This is a genomic window from Granulicella sp. S190 (genome assembly GCF_009766095.1).
Classification (GTDB): Bacteria; Acidobacteriota; Terriglobia; order Terriglobales; family Acidobacteriaceae; genus Edaphobacter.
Genome location: NZ_LMUD01000016.1, coordinates 15284 through 33723 on the forward strand (window position 1 = coordinate 15284; position 18440 = coordinate 33723).

Sequence of the window (18440 nt, forward strand, 5' to 3'; positions counted from 1 at the left end):
GAAAGCGACGAAATAAGACATGGCGAAGACACAGAACACCAAGGGCGCAGCAAAGCCCGGCAAGAACAAGAAGTTCAAGAAGCGCGAACGTAAGAACGTTCCATTCGGCCTCGTCTTTATTCAGGCTTCGTTCAACAATACCATCGTCACCATCACCGACCAGACGGGCAACACGCTCAGCTGGAAGTCGTCCGGCTCGCTTGGCTTCCGCGGCTCCCGTAAGGGAACTCCGTTTGCGGCGCAGCAGGCCGCTGTGGGTGCAGCCAACGCAGCTCGCGACCACGGCGTCCGTTCGGTCGATGTGCGCGTCTCCGGTCCGGGCTCTGGCCGCGAGTCCGCGATCCGTGCTCTCGCCACCACCGGCATCGAGGTGCGCAGCATCCGTGACGTTACGCCGATGCCGCACAATGGTTGCCGTCCGCCGAAGCGCCGCCGCGTTTGAGAAACAGTTCCCTGTTTTCCGTTCTCAGTTGTCAGCATCTTTGCACTATCGATAACTGAGAACGGTCAACTGACAACTTTCACCGGATCGTGAAGAAGCGCTGCCCGCGCGTAAAGCGATCGTCACCCGAAGTCAGGAGTTCAAAAAATGGCACGTTATACAGGACCCGTCTGTCGCCTCTGCCGCCGCGACGGCACCAAGCTCTTCCTCAAGGGAACCAAGTGCTTCTCTGAGAAGTGCCCCGTAGAAAAGCGCAACTTCCCCCCAGGCCAGCACGGCCAGTCCCGCAAAGTGAAGAAGGTCGTCGGCTACGGTCTGCAGCTCCGCGAAAAGCAGAAGGCCAAGCGCATCTACTTCACTCTCGAGACCCAGTTCCGCGCCTACTACCAGAAGGCTTCCGTTAAGAAGGGGGTCACCGGCGCCTACCTGCTCCAGCAACTTGAGACCCGCCTCGACAACGTCGCCTACCGTCTCGGTTTCGCGATGAGCCGCCGCCAGGCCCGTCAGGTTGTCCGCCATGGGCACCTCCAGGTGAATGGCCGCAAGGTCAACATCCCATCCTTCCAGGTGAAGGTTGGTGACGAGATTGCGATCCGCGAGGGCTCCAAGGCCTTGGTCATCCTCGAAGAGGCGAAAAACTTCGCCGCCGGACAAAACCAGGTTCAATGGCTCGACATCAATCGCGACAATTTCTCCGGCAAGGTCATCGCTCTGCCTAAGCGCGAAGATATTAACCTGCCGGTCAACGAGCAGCTGATCGTCGAACTCTACAGCAAGTAACCGCTGTAGTTACATATAAGATTCGTCATCTTGCAGCGCAGCAAAGAACAATCGTATTTGTTCCTTGCTGCGCTACAAATGCGAAAGCAACACAAAACCTAACCCGCACCGCAACAATCCGCCATCTCGCAGAATGCATCGCGAGTGAGCCGGAAGAGGAGAAACAGTATGCTTTGGAGAGGTTTTCAAAAGCCCAAGCGTCTCGCAGTCGAAACTGAAACCCTGACCGAAAAGTATGGCAAGTTCTCCGCGCAGCCTTTTGAGCGCGGCTTCGGTACCACCATCGGTAACGCGCTCCGCCGCACCCTTCTGTCCTCGATCGAAGGCGCTGCAGTCACCGCTGTTCGCATCGAAGGCGTCCTGCACGAGTTCCAGTCCATCACCGGCATTGTCGAAGATGCGACCGACATCATCCTGAACCTCAAGCAGATCCCATTCAAGCTTGCCGGTGAAGGTCCCAAGGCTCTCTACCTCCGCGCCGACCAGGCTGGCGTCATTACCTCCGGCATGATCGAAGCCGACGGCGATGTTGAGATCCTCGACAAGAACGTCTACATCTGCACCGTCTCCGAAGGCGGCAAGATCGACATGGAGATGCGCCTGAAGCGCGGCCGTGGTTACATCTCGGCCGACAAGAACTTCGATGGCGACCTCGGACTAGGCTTCATTCCGGTCGACTCGGTCCACTCGCCTGTTCGCAAGGTGAACTACCTCGTCGAGGCCGCACGTCTCGGTCAGATCACCGACTACGACAAGCTTACTGTCGAGATCTGGACGAACGGCACTGTGCTTCCTGCCGATGCTCTCGGTCTCTCCGCCAAGCTGCTGAAGGATCACATGACCATCTTCATCAACTTTGAAGAGGAGATGGAGGCCGGTCACGACGGTCTGCACGACGGTCCTGCCCTGCGCAACGAGAACCTCAACCGCTCGGTCGAAGAGCTTGAGCTCTCTGTCCGCAGCTATAACTGCCTCAAGAACGCCAACATTGCCACCATCGGCGAACTCATTCAAAAGACCGAAGCCGAGATGCTGAAGACCAAGAACTTTGGCCGCAAGTCTTTGAACGAGATCAAAGAGATCCTCGCGCAGATGGGCCTGTCGCTCGGCATGAAGATCGATGAGAACGGCAACCCGCAGCCCGGACCCACCTCTGTTCTGCCTGCAGCCACTCTTGCCGCCAGCTTCGGTAACTTTGATGACGATGATGAAGACGAAGATGAGGATGAAGACCTCGACCTCGTCGGCAGTGAGCCAGAGAACTTCTAACCGGATATGCGGTGGCGGGGTAATCTCCGTCACCGCAGTCCAGCTTGAAACGCAGCGCAAGCAGCGTAGCAGCAAGCCTCCTAAGTGGTTCGAGGCAGTTTTACCCGCGCCAGGCTTAGGCCGAACGCACACATTCCAAGCAGTACCGACTCACGGCTAGAAGCCGAGTCGAAGGAGATCTCCGATGCGTCACCGTAATGCAGGATACAAACTAGGCCGCAACACCAGCCATCGCCGCGCCATGCTGCGCAACCTCGTCACCTCGGTCATCCTGATGGATCGCGTCGAGACCACCATCACCAAGTGCAAGGCTACCCGCCCTTTGATCGAGAAGATGATTACTCTCGGCAAGCGCGGCACGGTTCATGCTCGCCGCCAGGCTGCTGCTTACCTGATGACGCCGGAGTCGGTCGACCGCCTCTTCGCCACTGTAGCCCCGCGTTACGCTGCACGTCAGGGCGGCTACCTCCGCATCACACGCCTCGGAGCCCGCAAGGGTGATGCTGCCGAGATGGCCTATATCGAACTGCTCGGCGCCGAGCACGAGCTCAACGAGAAGGCTCAGAAGCGCGCTGAAGCCCGCACCAAGAAGCGTGAAGAGCTAGCTAAGCAGATGGAAGAGCGCGGTGAAGGCGAAGCCGGCGATCCAAACGCAGAAGTATAACTTTCAACATCGATCAACACGAGAGAGGCGCACCTTCAAGGTGCGCCTCTTTTGCTTATCGGCACGAACGAGCTTATGGCAATTTTCCTGATTGTGTGAAAAAGGGCAACCGAAGATTTTCTTCGGAAATGATAAACAAAAAGCGGAGGCGACTCTAAACCAACGGCGGCGTTGGTCTAACCGCTGTAAACCATCACCCGATTTTTTCCGGCGCGCTTGGCGGCGTACAACGCCTCATCCGCAAGTTCCACAAGTTGGAATCCGTTCTCGAGCGACTCGTTCATTGAAGCCATGCCGACGCTGATCGTCAGCGGCTCATTCTCCCAGTCTTCCGCTGCGACCCGCTGCATGACACGTCGCGCTAATCCCATAGCGCTCTCTTCGCCGCTCTCAGGAAGCAGGACAACAAACTCTTCGCCTCCGTACCGGGCAGGCAGATCGGGCAGACGTACCGTCGTTCGCAGAATCGTACCCAGCCGCCGGAGAACTTCGTCGCCTGCCGCATGACCCCATCTGTCGTTGATGGTCTTGAAGTTGTCGACGTCGATCAGCAGCACAGAGAGCTCACGCTTCCTGCGCCGGGCCAACGAGAACTCCATTACCATGCGCTCTTCAAAGGATCTGCGATTTCGCAGTCCGGTCAACTCGTCCGTGACTGCGAGCTTCCGCAGCTGGTCGTTGGCGTCTTCGAGTTCGCGATGGTAGCGCTCCAGCTCCGCCTTATGGGCGACATCTTCCGACACATCCACGGCCACGCCTGCAAGAAGCACGTTGCCCGCAGAGTCATGACATGGAAACTTGAAAGATCGCAGCGAGCTGACCGTACCGTCGGCGTTGCGAATATGTTCTTCAGTCTCGACCATCTTTCCGCCGGCCATGACTTCGAGATCGTGAGTTCGTACGGATTTGGTGAGCTTTCTGGACCATAGTTGCTCGTCTGTCCGGCCTAGCCATGCATACTCGCTAACGCCAAACCGCTGTGCAAAACTGCGGTTGTAAAACAGAAGCCGACCGGCAGCATCTTTGATATAGCTCAGAAAGGGGCTCGCATTCATGAAGGCGCGAAACAGTTCCTCGCTTGCCCGTAGGCCTGCGCTTGCTCTCTCTTTTTCCGCCAGTGCCTGTTCGAGCGCGCGGCGCTGCACCACTGCTTCCAGGCGAAGACTTATCTGCCGTGCCAGAATCTCAAGGGCGGCAACCTGATCTTCACTCAAGATGTGGGGAGCCATATCGATGACGCAGAACGTTCCCATCGGCTCATCGTCGGAGGTATAGAGTGCTACGCCGGCGAAGAAGCGTATGGGCGGATCGCCGATGACCAATGGATTGCTATTGAAACGCGCATCCAACATCGCATCTTTGACCAGAAACATCTCCGACTGGCGTATGGCGTGAGCGCAGAAGGCGATCTCCCGTGGAGTATCGCCGAGCTTCAGCACGTTGGACGCACGAAACCATTGGTGCCGCTCGTCGAGCAGCGTCACCAAACCAAGTGGAGTTCCGCAGAGAGAGGCAGCAAGCCGTACCAGTTCGTCACATTCGAGCTCTGGCTGGGAGTCCAACAAATCACGTGTCCAAATCGCCCTTAAACTAGCAGCTTCAACTTCTGTTCGACGCACGCTGTATCACCGTAAATCAAGATCAGGATATCTGCGGCACCCTGCATAAGCCAGAAGCAATTTCAAGTGCTTACGAAAGTAACCTCAACTTTATTCCAATGGGTAGAGCAACTTGAACTGCACCTCTGGAAGGCGACAGAGGCCAGAGCCAGTCTGGTTGTCCCCGGACTCCTTGCTGATCCGTCCACCCTGCACTAAGCTAAAGACAATCATGTATGAAGACTTCAAAGTAACCGACCGTTGGACCGGGGAAGCGCTCCACTGCCAGTGGAAGGGAACCATAGTGGCCATTGCGACGCGGCATGCCGATGCTACCGACATCCGCTTTGCTGTCAATGGCAAACCGGTCTGGATCGCCATGCCGAACCTGGCCTGGGTCGAGCAGAAGCGTCGTACGGGGCATGTCATCACCGATTATCTTGCCGCTCAGACTGCCGGAAGGTATCTGCAGCATGCTGTCCAGTCCGGTTACGACAACGGGAGGGAGATGTACACGATGACGGTGGATGAGGTTCTCGAGCACGCCAGCGCCGTCGTCAAAGAAGCTGGCCGTACTGACAATCTACCCAGTCTTCCCGTCATCAACGAGAATGTCCAGGCAGAAGACGAGATGGGCATTCACCTTCCCGGCGAACCGGCATAATCTTCGAGGGGTTTGGCCATGTTTACGCGCCGTAGATTCCTTGTCTTGTTTCCAGCCTTCGCTGCCTCTGCGCGCGCCTTCGCGATCTGGCCTACACGCAAGAAGAAGGTCGCGCCGCCGATCCCCGTTCATGTCTTCTTTGGAACGGATACGAACAAAGGGGTCAGCAAAGGCATCTATCGGTCGACTTTTGACCCGTTGAAGGGGCTGCTGACTCCGCCTGCGCTCGCGGTTGCAACGGCCAGGCCTTCCTTTCTGGCGATCACGCCGCCTGGTTCAGGCAAGCGCTCTCTTTACGCGGTGAATGCGATCAACGATCCTGCTGCAACTGTGACGAGCTTTATGCTGGATACAGGGGGCGGCACTCTTCATCAGACGTGCCAGGTTCCCTCCGGCGGAGCTGGCCCTGCTTATATCTCGGTCGACTCGACTGGCCATGCGGCTTTTGTTGCGAATTACATCGGTGCTTCCGTATCGTCCTATTGCATCCAGCCAGATGGCACGCTGAGCCAGCCGGTATCGCGCCTCGACTATAAAGACCGTCAGAAGTTTGCCGCGCTTGGGTCTAACTCCGCTCGACAGGAGGCCTCCCATCCGCATTGCGCCACCATCTCGCCGGATGACCGCTTCCTGCTGGTCTGCGATCTGGGAACCGACCACATCTCGGTGTTTTATATTCATCCAGAGACGGGGCAGCTCTCTGATCCTCATCTCTTCACCAACGATCGGCCCGGCTCGGGTCCGCGCCATGTGATCTTTCATCCGAACGGTCGCTGGGTCTATGCGATCAACGAGATCGACTCCAGCATCGATCGTTGCCTGTGGACTGCGACTCGCTTCAGCAAAACACCTCAAGGTCTTTTGGTGAACACCACATTCTCGATCAAGACGATTGCGCCGGAGTTTCCCGCCGGGAAGAATACGGCTGCAGAGCTCGCGATCTCTCAGGATGGATGCTTTCTGTACGCCAGCAATCGCGGAGAAGATTCCCTGGTGGTCTATTCCATCGAGAAGCAAGAAGGAGATCTGACGCTGGTTCAGCGGATCTCCTGCGGTGGCAAGACGCCGCGCCACTTCACGCTCGACCCGACCGGAAGTTGGCTGCTGTGTGGTAACCAGGACTCGGCCAGTGTCACCATCTTCCGCCGCGACCCCACTACCGGAAAGCTTTCAGGACCTACGCAGACGGTTGCGTTGGACTCTCCGCTGTTTACGCTATTCGCCTAGAAAATGTAGAGAACGCATCACTCCCCGCGACTGTCTATGTGAAGACGCAGTCGCGGGGCGTGATGCCGCAAGATTAGCTCTTGGGCAGGGTCGCCATATCGATCACGAACCTGTACTTCACATCCGACTTCAGTACGCGCTCGTAGGCTTCATTCAGCTTGTCGACTGAGGTCAGTTCAATGTCGGAGACGATGTTGTGTTCGGCACAGTAGTCCAACATCTCCTGGGTCTGATTCATTCCGCCGATTCCCGATCCGGCGAGGGAGCGTCGATTAGCCACGACGGAGAACGGCGCGACCGACAACGGCGTCTCAGGCAGACCAACAAGACACAGCGTGCCATTCAAGCGAAGCAAATTCAGATACTGATTGATGTCGTGCGGCGCGGAGACACAGTCGAGAATAAAGTCGAAGCTTCCCGCATGCTTAGCTAGTGCTGCGGCATCTTTCGTCACAACGACTTCATCCGCGCCCAGCTTCTTCGCATCCTCGATTTTGTTTTCGGAGGTGGTGAACTGCACCACGTGCGCTCCGAACGAGTGGGCGAACTTGAGCCCCATGTGACCCAGGCCGCCCAGGCCAACCACGCCCACCTTGCTGTTTTTTCCAACCTTCCAGTGACGCAGCGGCGAGTAGGTTGTGATGCCAGCGCACAGCAGCGGAGCCACCGCAGCCAGATCTAGCTTCGGCGAGACGGTGTGGACGTAGTACTCGTGAACGACGATGTTGTTAGCGTAGCCGCCATAGGTGACTACGCCGGCATAGTCGCGCTTGTTGTAAGTTTCGACCGCACCCTTCAGGCAGTACTGCTGCTCGTCCGCCTTGCAGTTCTCGCACTCTCGGCAGGAGTCGACGATGACGCCGACAGCGGCGCGATCGCCGACCTTGAACTTCTTCACCGCTCCGCCGACCGCCGTTACGTAGCCGACGATCTCGTGGCCCGGCACCATGGGATAGATGGAACCGCCCCATTCATCGCGGGCCTGGTGAATATCCGAGTGACAGATTCCTGAGTAAGCAATCTCGACGACGACATCATGCGCGCCTGGCTCACGTCGCTCAAAGCTGAAAGGAACCAAGGATGACTTCTTATCGTGTACGGCATATCCACTTGACTTCATTGTTGCCCCCTTTGTCTTCTGATCTGAGAACCAGCAGCTCTCTGAGATGCTGGTCGTTGATGTTGAGAACTGCCGAGAGAGTTGCGAAGACTATTCGTCGTAGTGCAACAGGCTGAGCACGTCGTACTCCTGAAACTTCTCGCGGCCCTTCAGAAAGTCGAGTTCGATGGCAAATCCGAGTCCGGCGATCTCCCCGCCGAGCTGCCGTACTAACTGCACGGTCGCCTGCATGGTGCCGCCGGTGGCCAGCAGATCGTCCACGATGATCACCCGTTGTCCGGGCTGAATCGCATCGAGATGAATCTCCAGAGAGTCGGTTCCGTACTCGAGGTCGTAGTTCACCCGGGCGGTGGGGGCGGGCAGTTTCTTCGGCTTGCGGACCGGCACAAATCCCGCGTTCAGGCGATAGGCCAGCGCAGGTCCGAAGATGAATCCACGCGCCTCTATGCCGAGGACCAGGTCGATCTCTTTTCCGATGTAGTACTGCGCGAAGGCGTCGATCAGCGTGGCGAACCCCGCCTTATCCTTCAAAACTGTCGTGATGTCGTAGAACAGGATGCCCGGCTTTGGAAAGTCCGGCACGGTGCGGATCAGAGTCTTCAGTGGTTCACAATTAATAGGCAGTGTCATCAGTTCTTACCAAGCTCCTTCAATCTCAAATGGTCCAAGCTTCGCGCCTTCGCTTTCGACCAGTTCCTGTTCCTCAACGGCGTCGACGCGGCTGCCGCGCGAACCCTTTCGCAGCGCATCTTTCAACTCGGCAAGTTCTTCGGGTTTCCCCGCTGCAACGATTTCAACGTGGCCCTGATCCGTGTTACGAACCCATCCGCGGAGACCGATCTCGGCTGCTTCCTGATGCACGAACCAGCGAAACCCTACTCCCTGCACGCGACCTTTTACGAGGTAATGGCACACCATGGAGCCTCCAGTGTCGCAGAGCAGCTAACCCCCATGCAAGGCGAGGGAGGCGAAAGAAAAGGCGGAGCCAGTGACTCCGCCCTCTCTAAGAATGCATTCTGTTACGCCCGGCTCATGTAGGCGCCTTCTGCAGTATCCACTCGAATTTTTTCGCCTTCGTTAATGAAAGCAGGCACCTGCACGACGAGCCCTGTTTCGAGCTTTGCTGGCTTGGACACTGAGGAAGCTGTCGCCGACTTGATCCCCGGCTCAGTCTCCATCACGGTCATCTCGACTACTCCCGGAAGCTCGATGCCGACAGCTTTCCCATCGTGGAAGCTCACGGCGATCGAGAGATTCGGCAAGAGATAATCCACGGCATCGCCCAGGGTTTCACGCTTCAGCATGGTCTGCTCAAACTTGTCATCCATGAAGTAGTACTCGTCGCCGTCGTTGTAAAGAAACTCCATCTTCACCTCGTCCACGTAGACGCGTTCAATCGGGTCAGGCGAGCGAAAGCGCTCCGTGAACATCGCGCCCGTGCGCACATTGCGAAGCTTTGCCTGGATGAACGCGCGGAGGTTGCCTGGGGTGCGATGCTCAACCGAGAACACCAGGTGAAGATCGTCTCTGTACTTGATAATCATGCCCGGGCGCATCTGTGTTGCGGGAATCGACATAAAAGAAAGCCCCTGATCTGTGCTGAATTCAGCTGTAATGAGATTTTTTGTGAGGCCAGCGGCATCCCTGCCGGATAGCCTGCAACCCTATAATTGTAGCGCAGCAAGCCCTCTCCTGCTCCTTCCGCCGCCGCTGACTATAGCCTACGCTCCGCCGAAGATCTTGCGGAAGAATCGGCCAAGGGTATGTCCGAAACCTCGCTTTTGCGGCTCGGCTGGCGGCGGAGTTGGCGGTGGGGCGCTCTGGGTGGCCGAGCTGGTGGCCGCTGGCTTCGCATCAGACGCTGCTGCTGGCGCGAGGCTGTCCGCTCCATCACCAGAGGCAAGGGTTGCCGAGACCTGCTCATGCAAATCCCCAACCGGAGCCTGCGGGATTGCCACCGGGGCTAGTCCAGCGCTTACCGCAGCAGGGAAGGGATGCAGCTCCGCAGCAGTCTTTGCGTTTTTTGATGCATCGTCCGGTGTCTCCGTCTTGCCGCCGTTCAGCAGAGCATCGGCTACCGTCATCGCGGGCTCGGCCGGGCATCCGCAGGAGGAGGTCTCATGATCGACGACCTCTTTCAGGCTGCCATGCTCGAACAACACATGCTGGCCCGGGCGCAGCTCGTAGGTCGCCTCGCCAAACTGGTCCGCGATCTGTAGCGTTGGAGCCTGGGCTCCGCGATTTTCCACGCAGGTATCGCCATTCCTGGTGACGCGGAGCTGAAGATCGAGCGGGCCATCCCCGTGCAACGTGAATCGCAGGTCCGGCGTCATCACCATGTCGTGCGTCGTCGCGGGCATCTGCACTTCGATTGCGCCGCGATCCAGCGCCAGCGTTAGAGGAGGCGACCCGGAGGTTCCTTGTCCAGAGGTCACATGCAATCCGCTGGTCGCGCACACGCGAACGGTGCCGCCGCGGTTCAACTGAATCTCAGCGGTGCGATCTCTTGCCGTTACCGTAGTGTTTCCGACGAGGATCGCGCGTCCATTGCTCACCTCGAGCGCACCGGCGATGTTGGCGTTCTGCACCCCTACCGAGCCGATAGCCTGCTGTGCTCGCGCCCCTCCGCATCCGATCGCGAACACCAGAATCAGCCGACGCACCATTGCTGCTCCAACTACATCTTCAGAAAGTTTTGAATGATCTGTTTGCCATGCACCGTCAACACGCTCTCGGGATGAAACTGCACGCCTTCGATCGGCAGCTCGCGATGCCGGAGAGCCATGATCGTCTCTCCATCCTCGGTTCGTGCTGAAACCTCCAGCTCTTCAGGAAGGCCGTTCTCCGCGACGATCAGCGAGTGGTAGCGCGTGCAGGTCATCGACGACGGGATGCCCTCGAAGATGGTCTTGCCATCGTGCTTCACCTCGCTGGTCTTGCCGTGCATCAGCTTCGGAGCGCGTACGACGTTGCCGCCAAAGGCCGCGCCGATCGCCTGATGGCCGAGGCACACTCCCAGAATCGGAACCTTTGGACCGCCTGTCGTGCCCAGAGTGGCGAAGCGCTTGATTAAATCCATACTGATGCCTGCGTCCTGCGGCGTACAGGGCCCCGGCGAGATGAGGATCCGATCAGGACGCAGCGCTTCGACTTCAGCGGGGGTCAGTTCGTCGTTGCGCCGAATCACCATCTCGGCGCCAAGCTCGCCCATGTACTGCACCAGGTTGTAAGTAAACGAATCGTAGTTATCCAGAACAAAGACCATAGCAATGTTTAAATTCTACGCCCCAGGCAGATCGCTATTGTCGATTGCTTAGTGGGAACTCACCGATAAGCGGACTTTCAAGGAAGTTGAGTCCATCTATTGACTTCATGGCAATGGAGCAACGGTAATGCACCTACTTACCTGTCGGTGATCGTACAATTAGGAACAGGTGTCGAGGGATTATTCCGGGCGGCATGCTTCGCAACTCTTTATTGTGGGCGATTCTCTGCTCCGCAGGTATGGCTACATCACTTTCTCAGCCACCCTCCCCTCCCCTCAACGTCTACGATGGTTTTGAAGGCCCGTCCCTAAGTAACCTCTGGGACACAATCGTACTCGTCCCTACCTAAGTCACGATCCAATCCAGCATTGTTCGCGCAGGCCATGGCGCCCTTCGCATCGATCTTCATTCGCACGATATTTTCCTCCCCGGTCTTGGCGGCGACGCCGACAGCGAACGAGATGAACTTCTGGAGGCTCGGCCACTCACAACTCGCCAGAATAAGCTCTATGAGTTTTCTTGGAGTATGTACCTGCCGTCAGACTTTCCGATCGTTCCGGTTCGCCTCGTAGTAGCACAGTGGTGGGAATACTGCCCTCGCCGCGATTCGCCGTGTGGGAACGACAGCCCCGTGCTTGCTGTGCGCTATATCGGCGGGGTCCTCAGCATCACTCAGGATCTCACCACCAGTTCATCGTCCTCTACCAAGAGAAACGCGATCTCCGCGAGGCTCGACCTACGCTTCGAGGTACGGTTCACTCCACATCCAGACGGGCTGGTCCGCGCATGGTTGGACGATAAGCAGGTTGTCGATTACAGCGGCATCACTGCGAATGTTCCAAATGCTGCGACCAATTATCCCGATCCCAGCTACTTTCCATTCAAAATGGGTCTCTACCGTAACGTTATGCCCCAATCGATGACGATTTATCTCGACGAATATCGCAAACGTCAACTCCCCTAGTGCGGAAAAGGTGACTTATATAAAGCGGCGTTTTCAGTGACGAACTTCGATTACAGTTCTCACTCATTGAGTGGACTAACGACTCACGCCACTGCTACTAAACACCCCGCGCCCTCTCAATCGCCCTCACCACTGCTCTCGCCTTATTCCCGCACTCCTCAAATTCTTTCTCGGGAACGGAGTCGGCCACGATTCCGGCTCCTGCTTGAAAGTGACCCTGCTTGCCGTTCATATAGAGCGTGCGGATTGCGATGCAGGAGTCGAGGTTGCCGCTGAAGTCCGCGTAGAGTACGCTACCGCCGTAGACGCCGCGCCGGGCCGGTTCCATCTCTTCGATGATCTCCATCGCGCGGATCTTCGGTGCGCCGCTCAGTGTTCCGGCAGGGAAGCAGGCGCGAAAGGCATCAAGCGCACCCAGCCCCGAGCGCAGCTTGCCTTCGAGCGAACTGACCAGGTGCATCACGTGGCTGTACCGCTCCACGAACATCAGATCCTTTACCTTCACGGAGCCGAACTCACTGACGCGGCCCACATCGTTTCGTCCGAGATCTACGAGCATGATGTGCTCGGCGACCTCCTTCTCGTCGGCGCGCAGATCCGCTTCAATGGCGCGATCTTCCACCTCATCCGCGCTTCGCGGCCTGGTGCCTGCGATGGGCCGATACTCCACGTCGCGGCCGTGCACCCGCACCAGAAGCTCCGGAGAGGAGCCTACGATGTGCGCGACGCTCGACTTCTTCGCAGACTTATCCTCAAGGCCGAATCGCAGAAAGTACATGTAGGGCGAAGGGTTCACGATGCGCAACGCCCGGTAGATCTCAAAAGCCTCTACTTCGGGGACGCAGTCGAACCGCTGCGACAGCACGCACTGAAAGACGTCTCCAGAGGCGATGTACTCCTTGGTCTTCTGCACGGCCTTCAAAAAAGCAGCCTTGGGTGTGCGCGAGGTTATTTTGAGCTTGCCTTCGGGCCGCTTCTTCTTTCGCACGGGCAGCGCGCTCGCCAGCCTCTTCTCCATCTTGTTCAGCCTACGGACAGCCCGCTCATAGGCGCCTTCGCGAGGCTCTCGCTTCAGGTCGGCCGTCACCATCAGGTGAATCTCTTTTTTCACATGATCGAAGGCCAGCACCTGGTCGAAGAACATCAGGCAGGCATCCGGAACCCCTAGTTCATCCTTGGCAAGGGACGGCAGCTTTTCGATCTGCCGCACTACGTCGTAGGCAAAGAATCCCACGGCGCCTGCGGTGAAGGGGGGCAATCCTGGCAGCCGAGCTGGGGTGTGGCCGCTGAGCGCCCGCTTCAGCTGCTCGAAGATGTCTCCGTCGAACACCCGCTCCCGCCGCCCTTCTCGAACGGTAATCTGCGTTCCATGCGCCGTCATCTTTTTGTATGGCTGGATGCCGATGAAGGTATAGCGGCCGACATGTTCTCCGCCTTCGACTGACTCCAGTAGAAAGGCCTCTGGCTCCTCCGACGCGATACGCAGAAACGCCGAAACCGGAGTCTCAAGATCTGCGGTGACTGTGCGATAAACGGGCACCAGAGAGTGTTTCTGGCCTAATTTCAAAAAATCACGGGCGGAGGGGAGAGAGTTCGAGTCGTAAGAAGGCATGGCTTCATCCATCATAAATGCGTCTTTACATGCTTTTTATGCGCTGCCGACGACACTTGATCGCAACGGTCCCTCCCCCATCCGTTCGATTGCACATCGTCGTTCGGCGAGCCTATACTCCTCGAGTTTGGCCACAGACCGGTCTGGCACAAGCTGTATCCTGCTTCCAGTGAGGCAAATACGATGGCCGGAGAATCGCTGATACCAGCAACAGTACAAAGGAACGTAAAAATGCAGACCCTCACCCTCGAGCAGGAGACTAATCCCTGGGAAGCGCAGGCCGCTCGATTCGACTTCGCCGCACGAAAACTTAATCTCGACCAAGGCATCTGGAAGGTTCTCCGCTATCCCTCTCGCGAAATCATCGTTCACATCCCCGTCGGCATGGACGACGGCTCTATCGAAGTGTTCACCGGCTACCGCGTCCAGCACTCCGTAGCCCGCGGTCCCGCCAAGGGCGGCATCCGCTACTCTCCTGACGTCTCCCTCGATGAAGTTCGCGCCCTGGCCTCCTGGATGACCTGGAAGTGCGCCGTCGTCAACATTCCCTTCGGCGGAGCCAAGGGCGGTGTCATCTGCGACCCGAAGAAGATGTCTCAGGGGGAACTCGAGCGCATGACGCGCCGCTACACTGCGGAACTCATCGAATTCATCGGACCGGAAAAAGACGTTCCCGCCCCCGACATGGGCACCGACGAGCAGACGATGGCCTGGATCATGGACACCTACTCCATGCACATGCGCCAGACTGTCAACGCCGTCGTCACCGGCAAACCCGTCAATCTCGGCGGTTCGCGCGGACGCAAAGAAGCTACCGGTCGCGGCGTCTCCGTCGTCTGCGATGAGGCGATGAAGCACCTGGGCATGTCGATTGATGGCTGCCGCGTCATCGTTCAAGGCTTCGGCAATGTGGGCTCCAACTCGGCAAAGCTGTTGGCGCAGAAGGGCTACACCGTTATCGGGATCGCCGAGCACGACGGCGGCCTCTACAACGCCAAAGGCATCGATATTCACGCCCTCCTCGAGCACCGCAAGAGCGCTGGCACGATCGTCGGCTTCAGCGAGGCGGAGGCTGCAGACAAGAACGAACTGCTCACCTACAACTGCGAGATCCTCATCCCCGCAGCGACGGAGAACGTAATCACCAGCCTCAACGCTGACCGCCTACGGTGCAGGATTCTTTGCGAAGGCGCCAACGGCCCCACCACCACCGTGGCCGATGAGATCCTAGCCGATAAGCGCGTCTTCATCATCCCGGATATCCTGGCCAACGCCGGCGGCGTCACCACCAGCTACTTCGAGTGGGTGCAGGACCGCATGGGCTACTTCTGGACCGAGGCCGAGGTCAACCAGCGCCTCGATAACATCATGACCGAGAGCTTCAAGGATGTCGTGACCTATGCCCAGAACCACGGAGTCAACAACCGTATCGCAGCGTATATGCTCGCCATCGACCGCGTGGCCTACACCACCAAACAGCGCGGCATCTACGCCTGATCCGTCTGCATCGTGAACGGAAAGAGGCCGCCTTCGGGCCGCCTCTTCCTGCTTGCTTCCAACTGTAGCGAATCAGTGTGAGAAACGAGCAGCTCGTGAAGGCAAAGGGGTTACAAGGCGATTGCTGCCGCTGCAATCCGGCATGACCCTTCAAGGAAGATCTTAGCGGTTTCGACGTCCGGGCCGCCTTTCCTCCTTTCGCGCGTCTTACTATGGCAGAATGCTATTGTCGGGGCTGAGTATCTGCCACATCCCGCGCACGCTGAAATCTCTCGATGAACCTGCCCAACTCCATCACGATGAGCCGCATCGCCTGCCTGCCTCTGCTCATATGGATCCTCTCGCCTGCGTTTCCCTTTACCGGCGGTCACGGCGCCACGGGGCTGCGCGGCGGCGAGCAGGAGATCATCGCCAGCGTGATCTTTATCCTTGCAGCCATCACGGATGGGCTCGACGGCTACCTCGCTCGCCGCCGTAAACAGATCACCACCATGGGCATCCTCCTCGACCCTCTGGCCGATAAGCTCATGATCACGGCGGCTTACATCATCCTCGTCGCCTACACCCCTGCCATCGTCAAACCGTGGATCGCCATCCTCGTTATAGGCCGTGAATTTCTAGTCTCCGGCCTGCGCTCCATCGCCGCCACCGAAGGCTTCACCATCGAGGCCAGCGAGATCGGCAAGCTCAAAACCGTCATTCAGATCGTCTCAGTCGTCGCAGCGATTCTGGCTCACCGCTGGAAGTATTGGCTCTGGTTCCCAAGCGTGGGCGGCGGATACGTCGTCGGCGTTCACTTCATCGCGGTGACTGCTATCTACTGGATGACGATTGTGTCGATCATCTCGGCGATCGACTACTTCATCGGCTTCTGGAGGAAGATCGACCACGCCTCCGACAAACGCCGCAAGCGCCGCAGCTTTGTCCTGAGCCGCAAGCCCAAGCCATCGCCCGCCGCAGAGCACCCGTCCCGCATCTCCTGATAGGGCTTTTTCGAACGATCTTATTGATGTTTTCAGAACCGGCCGAACTCTTATCGTCCGATGTTGAAATTTATAACTATCAGAGTTTGTTGCGAGATCGCAGTGGATTCGACGACGAGAGGTTCGTACTGCCACTCCTTGACGGCTGTTATGGCAGCATCTCGCAGAATTTCTGGACCACTCACCATAGTGATTTTGCCGACCCGTCCGTCGCTCTCAATCTGCGCGATCATCTTCACAGAACCGCTAATGCGCGCATTCCTCGCTTGATCTGGATATGTGGGAGCTTTAGTTTTGATCTTCTTGCGATAAAACTGATCAGCAGCCATGTCCTGATTGGGCATCTTATTTAGCAAGTATCGTGCAGCATCTTCGTTTTAAACTTAAGACAAGGTTGGTCTGACTGCTTCCGAGAAGTAAGACTAACCATTCGCAGGAGATCTTCGTATCGGACACACGGTACAAAACCTGTACGCACGGATCTGTAGTCTTCGGACACAGATCGGGTCTTTCATTCCCGATCGACCATTTACCATCTGCTGCCAGCGGTTTCTTTGTTGCAGGGACCATATTCGTGGAATCAAGTTTGAATCTGCTGAGTATTACCTGAACTGCTTGCTGGCCCAGGGATGGCGGATTCGAAGCCTGCGCGTTGGGCTCCTCCTGGGCTTTCATTGAAGATGCAACGCAAGCAAAAAAAATCAAAACGGCAGCAAAAGAGCGCGATACTCCACTTAGCATCATCCGTGTTTCAATCTCCTTAAGTTCATCACTGCAAAATCGGTATCCCCGCGATCCTACGCGACCACTCTTCAGGGCCAGTCGTGTGTACGCTGGTGCCCTTGGTATCGACGGCCACAGTGACCGGCATATCCTGCACCTCAAACTCGTAGATCGCCTCCATGCCGAGGTCAGCGAAGGCCAGCACCTTCGAGCTCTTGATCGCCTTCGAGACCAGATAAGCTGCGCCGCCGATTGCGATCAGGTATACCGCCTCAAACTCGCGAATGGCATCGATTCCCGCCGGCCCCCGCTCCGCCTTGCCGATCATTCCGAGTAGACCCGTCTCCGCCAGCATCTGCCTGGTGAACTTATCCATGCGAGTTGCGGTCGTTGGCCCTGCAGGCCCGACGGCTTCATCGCGCACCGCCTCCACCGGCCCCACGTAGTAGATAAAACGATTCTTGAAGTCGACCGGAAGCTTCTCTCCGCGTGTCAGCATGTCGGTCATGCGTTTGTGCGCCGCGTCGCGTCCGGTCAGCAGCTTGCCGGAGAGCAGAATCACCTCGCCCGGTTTCCATGTCTTCACGTCCGCGTGCGTTACGGTATCTAGATTCACCTTCCGCGCAGTATGAACGTCATACTCCAGCTTCGGCCACGCATCCAGCTTCGGAGGATCGACCATCACCGGCCCGCTCCCATCCAGTTTGAAGTGCAGATGCCGGGTCGCCGCACAATTCGGAATCATGGCGATCGGCAGGTTGGCCGCATGCGTCGGGAAGTCCATGATCTTCACATCCAGCACCGTCGTCAGCCCACCCAGACCCTGTGCGCCGATACCAAGCCGGTTCACTTTTTCGTACAGCTCAATCCGCAGCGCTTCGATCTTCGTCTTTGCCCCGCGTGCGATCAGCTCCTGCATGTCGATCGGGTCCATCAACGACTCCTTCGCCATCACCATCGCCTTTTCGGCGGTGCCTCCTATGCCGATCCCCAGCATCCCTGGGGGGCACCAGCCTGCGCCCATCCCCGGCACCGTCTTCAGCACCCAGTCGACTACGGAGTCAGAGGGATTGAGCATTGCAAACCGGCTCTTCGCCTCCGAGCCTCCGCCCTTTGAGGCGACCGTCACATCGACATCTCCACCCTCCACCAGTTCGACGACCACCATCGCAGGGGTGTTGTCCCCCGTATTTCTGCGCGTAAAGGCTGGGTCTTCGAGGATGCTAGGCCGCAGAACGTTATCGGCGTTCCGCCATGCCTCGCGCACGCCCTCATCCACCATCTCCTGCATAGTCATCATGCCGCCGATGCCCGGCTCCCACCGCGTCTCCATCCCCACTTTTACAAAGGCTGTGACGATTCCGGTGTCCTGGCAGATCGGCCGATGGCCCTCCGCGCACATGCGCGAGTTGATCAGGATCTGCGCCATCGCATCCTTTGCGGCGTGGCTCTTCTCCATCTCGTAGGCCCGCGCGAGGTTCGTAATGTAGTCCACCGGGTGGTAGAAGCTGATGTACTGCAGCGCATCCGCTACGCTCCGGATAAAGTCGTCCTGCTTGATCGTCGCCATGACGAGAGTGCCTCCACAGATAGTTTCGCTAGAGCATTTTACTTACGCCGCAGCATCCCTG

Annotated in this window: 19 protein-coding genes; 9 read left to right on the forward strand and 10 right to left on the reverse strand. The window is 57.7% G+C overall.

Features of this window, described 5'->3' with window-relative positions; genetic code table 11:
- The first annotated feature begins 19 nt into the window (after window positions 1–19).
- The 4 genes from rpsK to rplQ all read left to right on the forward strand — a co-directional run bounded on the left by rpsK (window position 20) and on the right by rplQ (window position 3155).
- The gene (gene rpsK / locus GSQ94_RS09460; protein ID WP_158943434.1) at window positions 20–442 is read left to right on the forward strand and encodes a 30S ribosomal protein S11; all 423 of its coding nucleotides are present in this window, start codon (window positions 20–22) and stop codon (window positions 440–442) included.
- Between the two features lie 147 nt (window positions 443–589).
- Window positions 590–1222 carry a 30S ribosomal protein S4 gene (gene rpsD, locus GSQ94_RS09465; protein ID WP_158943436.1) on the forward strand — a complete coding sequence of 211 codons (633 nt, stop codon included), beginning with the start codon at window positions 590–592 and terminating at the stop codon, window positions 1220–1222.
- A gap of 168 nt (window positions 1223–1390) precedes the next feature.
- Window positions 1391–2491 (forward strand): DNA-directed RNA polymerase subunit alpha, encoded by a 1101-nt coding sequence (locus tag GSQ94_RS09470; protein WP_158943438.1) that lies wholly within the window; start codon window positions 1391–1393, stop codon window positions 2489–2491.
- 184 nt (window positions 2492–2675) lie between these two features.
- Window positions 2676–3155 carry a 50S ribosomal protein L17 gene (rplQ, locus tag GSQ94_RS09475; protein WP_158943440.1) on the forward strand — a complete coding sequence of 160 codons (480 nt, stop codon included), beginning with the start codon at window positions 2676–2678 and terminating at the stop codon, window positions 3153–3155.
- A gap of 176 nt (window positions 3156–3331) precedes the next feature.
- Here the strand turns inward: rplQ and GSQ94_RS09480 are convergent, their stop codons facing one another.
- Window positions 3332–4720: a diguanylate cyclase gene (locus GSQ94_RS09480; protein ID WP_158943442.1), complete on the reverse strand. Its 1389-nt coding sequence runs from the start codon at window positions 4718–4720 to the stop codon at window positions 3332–3334.
- 265 nt (window positions 4721–4985) lie between these two features.
- On the opposite strand from GSQ94_RS09480, the gene GSQ94_RS09485 reads away from it, so the two are divergent.
- On the forward strand, window positions 4986–5417 hold the full coding sequence (locus GSQ94_RS09485; RefSeq protein ID WP_158943444.1) for a hypothetical protein: 432 nt from the start codon (window positions 4986–4988) through the stop codon (window positions 5415–5417).
- Between the two features lie 18 nt (window positions 5418–5435).
- Window positions 5436–6644 (forward strand): lactonase family protein, encoded by a 1209-nt coding sequence (locus tag GSQ94_RS09490; protein WP_158943446.1) that lies wholly within the window; start codon window positions 5436–5438, stop codon window positions 6642–6644.
- A 73-nt stretch (window positions 6645–6717) separates the two neighbouring features.
- Here the strand turns inward: GSQ94_RS09490 and GSQ94_RS09495 are convergent, their stop codons facing one another.
- The 6 genes from GSQ94_RS09495 to GSQ94_RS09520 form a co-directional block, all read right to left on the reverse strand.
- Window positions 6718–7764, reverse strand: a complete 1047-nt coding sequence (locus tag GSQ94_RS09495; protein ID WP_158943448.1) for an NAD(P)-dependent alcohol dehydrogenase — start codon at window positions 7762–7764, stop codon at window positions 6718–6720.
- Between the two features lie 90 nt (window positions 7765–7854).
- Window positions 7855–8394 carry an adenine phosphoribosyltransferase gene (locus GSQ94_RS09500; protein ID WP_158943450.1) on the reverse strand — a complete coding sequence of 180 codons (540 nt, stop codon included), beginning with the start codon at window positions 8392–8394 and terminating at the stop codon, window positions 7855–7857.
- 6 nt (window positions 8395–8400) lie between these two features.
- Window positions 8401–8682, reverse strand: a complete 282-nt coding sequence (locus tag GSQ94_RS09505; protein WP_158943452.1) for an acylphosphatase — start codon at window positions 8680–8682, stop codon at window positions 8401–8403.
- A 101-nt stretch (window positions 8683–8783) separates the two neighbouring features.
- Window positions 8784–9341 carry an elongation factor P gene (gene efp, locus GSQ94_RS09510; protein WP_158943454.1) on the reverse strand — a complete coding sequence of 186 codons (558 nt, stop codon included), beginning with the start codon at window positions 9339–9341 and terminating at the stop codon, window positions 8784–8786.
- A gap of 144 nt (window positions 9342–9485) precedes the next feature.
- Window positions 9486–10430, reverse strand: a complete 945-nt coding sequence (locus GSQ94_RS09515; RefSeq protein ID WP_158943456.1) for a nuclease — start codon at window positions 10428–10430, stop codon at window positions 9486–9488.
- 11 nt (window positions 10431–10441) lie between these two features.
- Complete coding sequence (locus GSQ94_RS09520; protein WP_158943458.1) at window positions 10442–11029, reverse strand: aminodeoxychorismate/anthranilate synthase component II; 588 nt, start codon at window positions 11027–11029, stop codon at window positions 10442–10444.
- A gap of 356 nt (window positions 11030–11385) precedes the next feature.
- Here GSQ94_RS09520 and GSQ94_RS09525 point away from each other — a divergent pair, with 356 nt between their 5' ends.
- Window positions 11386–11994, forward strand: a complete 609-nt coding sequence (locus GSQ94_RS09525) for a heparin lyase I family protein (protein ID WP_158944036.1) — start codon at window positions 11386–11388, stop codon at window positions 11992–11994.
- A 97-nt stretch (window positions 11995–12091) separates the two neighbouring features.
- Here GSQ94_RS09525 and trpE read toward each other — a convergent pair whose 3' ends face one another.
- Window positions 12092–13621, reverse strand: coding sequence for an anthranilate synthase component I (gene trpE, locus GSQ94_RS09530; protein WP_371417485.1), 1530 nt, complete (start codon window positions 13619–13621; stop codon window positions 12092–12094).
- Window positions 13622–13837: 216 nt separating this feature from the next.
- Between trpE and GSQ94_RS09535 the strand changes: the two genes are divergently transcribed.
- Together GSQ94_RS09535 and pgsA are read left to right on the forward strand one after the other, a co-directional pair.
- Window positions 13838–15103: a Glu/Leu/Phe/Val dehydrogenase gene (locus GSQ94_RS09535; RefSeq protein ID WP_174240911.1), complete on the forward strand. Its 1266-nt coding sequence runs from the start codon at window positions 13838–13840 to the stop codon at window positions 15101–15103.
- Window positions 15104–15378: 275 nt separating this feature from the next.
- Complete coding sequence (pgsA, locus tag GSQ94_RS09540) at window positions 15379–16086, forward strand: CDP-diacylglycerol--glycerol-3-phosphate 3-phosphatidyltransferase (RefSeq protein ID WP_158943462.1); 708 nt, start codon at window positions 15379–15381, stop codon at window positions 16084–16086.
- Window positions 16087–16136: 50 nt separating this feature from the next.
- Here pgsA and GSQ94_RS09545 read toward each other — a convergent pair whose 3' ends face one another.
- Window positions 16137–16430, reverse strand: a complete 294-nt coding sequence (locus tag GSQ94_RS09545; protein ID WP_158943464.1) for an energy transducer TonB — start codon at window positions 16428–16430, stop codon at window positions 16137–16139.
- 425 nt (window positions 16431–16855) lie between these two features.
- Window positions 16856–18379 (reverse strand): fumarate hydratase, encoded by a 1524-nt coding sequence (locus GSQ94_RS09550; protein WP_158943466.1) that lies wholly within the window; start codon window positions 18377–18379, stop codon window positions 16856–16858.
- Window positions 18380–18440 lie beyond the last annotated feature (61 nt).

Excerpts from the sequence above, each read along its gene's own strand:
- rpsK (WP_158943434.1), top strand. The coding sequence starts at position 20 with ATGGCGAAGACACAGAACACCAAGGGCGCAGCAAAGCCCGGCAAGAAC.
- rpsD (WP_158943436.1), top strand. The coding sequence starts at position 590 with ATGGCACGTTATACAGGACCCGTCTGTCGCCTCTGCCGCCGCGACGGC.
- GSQ94_RS09470 (WP_158943438.1), top strand. The coding sequence starts at position 1,391 with ATGCTTTGGAGAGGTTTTCAAAAGCCCAAGCGTCTCGCAGTCGAAACT.
- rplQ (WP_158943440.1), top strand. The coding sequence starts at position 2,676 with ATGCGTCACCGTAATGCAGGATACAAACTAGGCCGCAACACCAGCCAT.
- GSQ94_RS09485 (WP_158943444.1), top strand. The coding sequence starts at position 4,986 with ATGTATGAAGACTTCAAAGTAACCGACCGTTGGACCGGGGAAGCGCTC.
- GSQ94_RS09490 (WP_158943446.1), top strand. The coding sequence starts at position 5,436 with ATGTTTACGCGCCGTAGATTCCTTGTCTTGTTTCCAGCCTTCGCTGCC.
- GSQ94_RS09495 (WP_158943448.1), bottom strand. The coding sequence starts at position 7,764 with ATGAAGTCAAGTGGATATGCCGTACACGATAAGAAGTCATCCTTGGTT.
- GSQ94_RS09500 (WP_158943450.1), bottom strand. The coding sequence starts at position 8,394 with ATGACACTGCCTATTAATTGTGAACCACTGAAGACTCTGATCCGCACC.
- GSQ94_RS09505 (WP_158943452.1), bottom strand. The coding sequence starts at position 8,682 with ATGGTGTGCCATTACCTCGTAAAAGGTCGCGTGCAGGGAGTAGGGTTT.
- efp (WP_158943454.1), bottom strand. The coding sequence starts at position 9,341 with ATGTCGATTCCCGCAACACAGATGCGCCCGGGCATGATTATCAAGTAC.
- GSQ94_RS09515 (WP_158943456.1), bottom strand. The coding sequence starts at position 10,430 with ATGGTGCGTCGGCTGATTCTGGTGTTCGCGATCGGATGCGGAGGGGCG.
- GSQ94_RS09520 (WP_158943458.1), bottom strand. The coding sequence starts at position 11,029 with ATGGTCTTTGTTCTGGATAACTACGATTCGTTTACTTACAACCTGGTG.
- trpE (WP_371417485.1), bottom strand. The coding sequence starts at position 13,621 with ATGATGGATGAAGCCATGCCTTCTTACGACTCGAACTCTCTCCCCTCC.
- GSQ94_RS09535 (WP_174240911.1), top strand. The coding sequence starts at position 13,838 with ATGCAGACCCTCACCCTCGAGCAGGAGACTAATCCCTGGGAAGCGCAG.
- pgsA (WP_158943462.1), top strand. The coding sequence starts at position 15,379 with ATGAACCTGCCCAACTCCATCACGATGAGCCGCATCGCCTGCCTGCCT.
- GSQ94_RS09545 (WP_158943464.1), bottom strand. The coding sequence starts at position 16,430 with ATGCCCAATCAGGACATGGCTGCTGATCAGTTTTATCGCAAGAAGATC.
- GSQ94_RS09550 (WP_158943466.1), bottom strand. The coding sequence starts at position 18,379 with ATGGCGACGATCAAGCAGGACGACTTTATCCGGAGCGTAGCGGATGCG.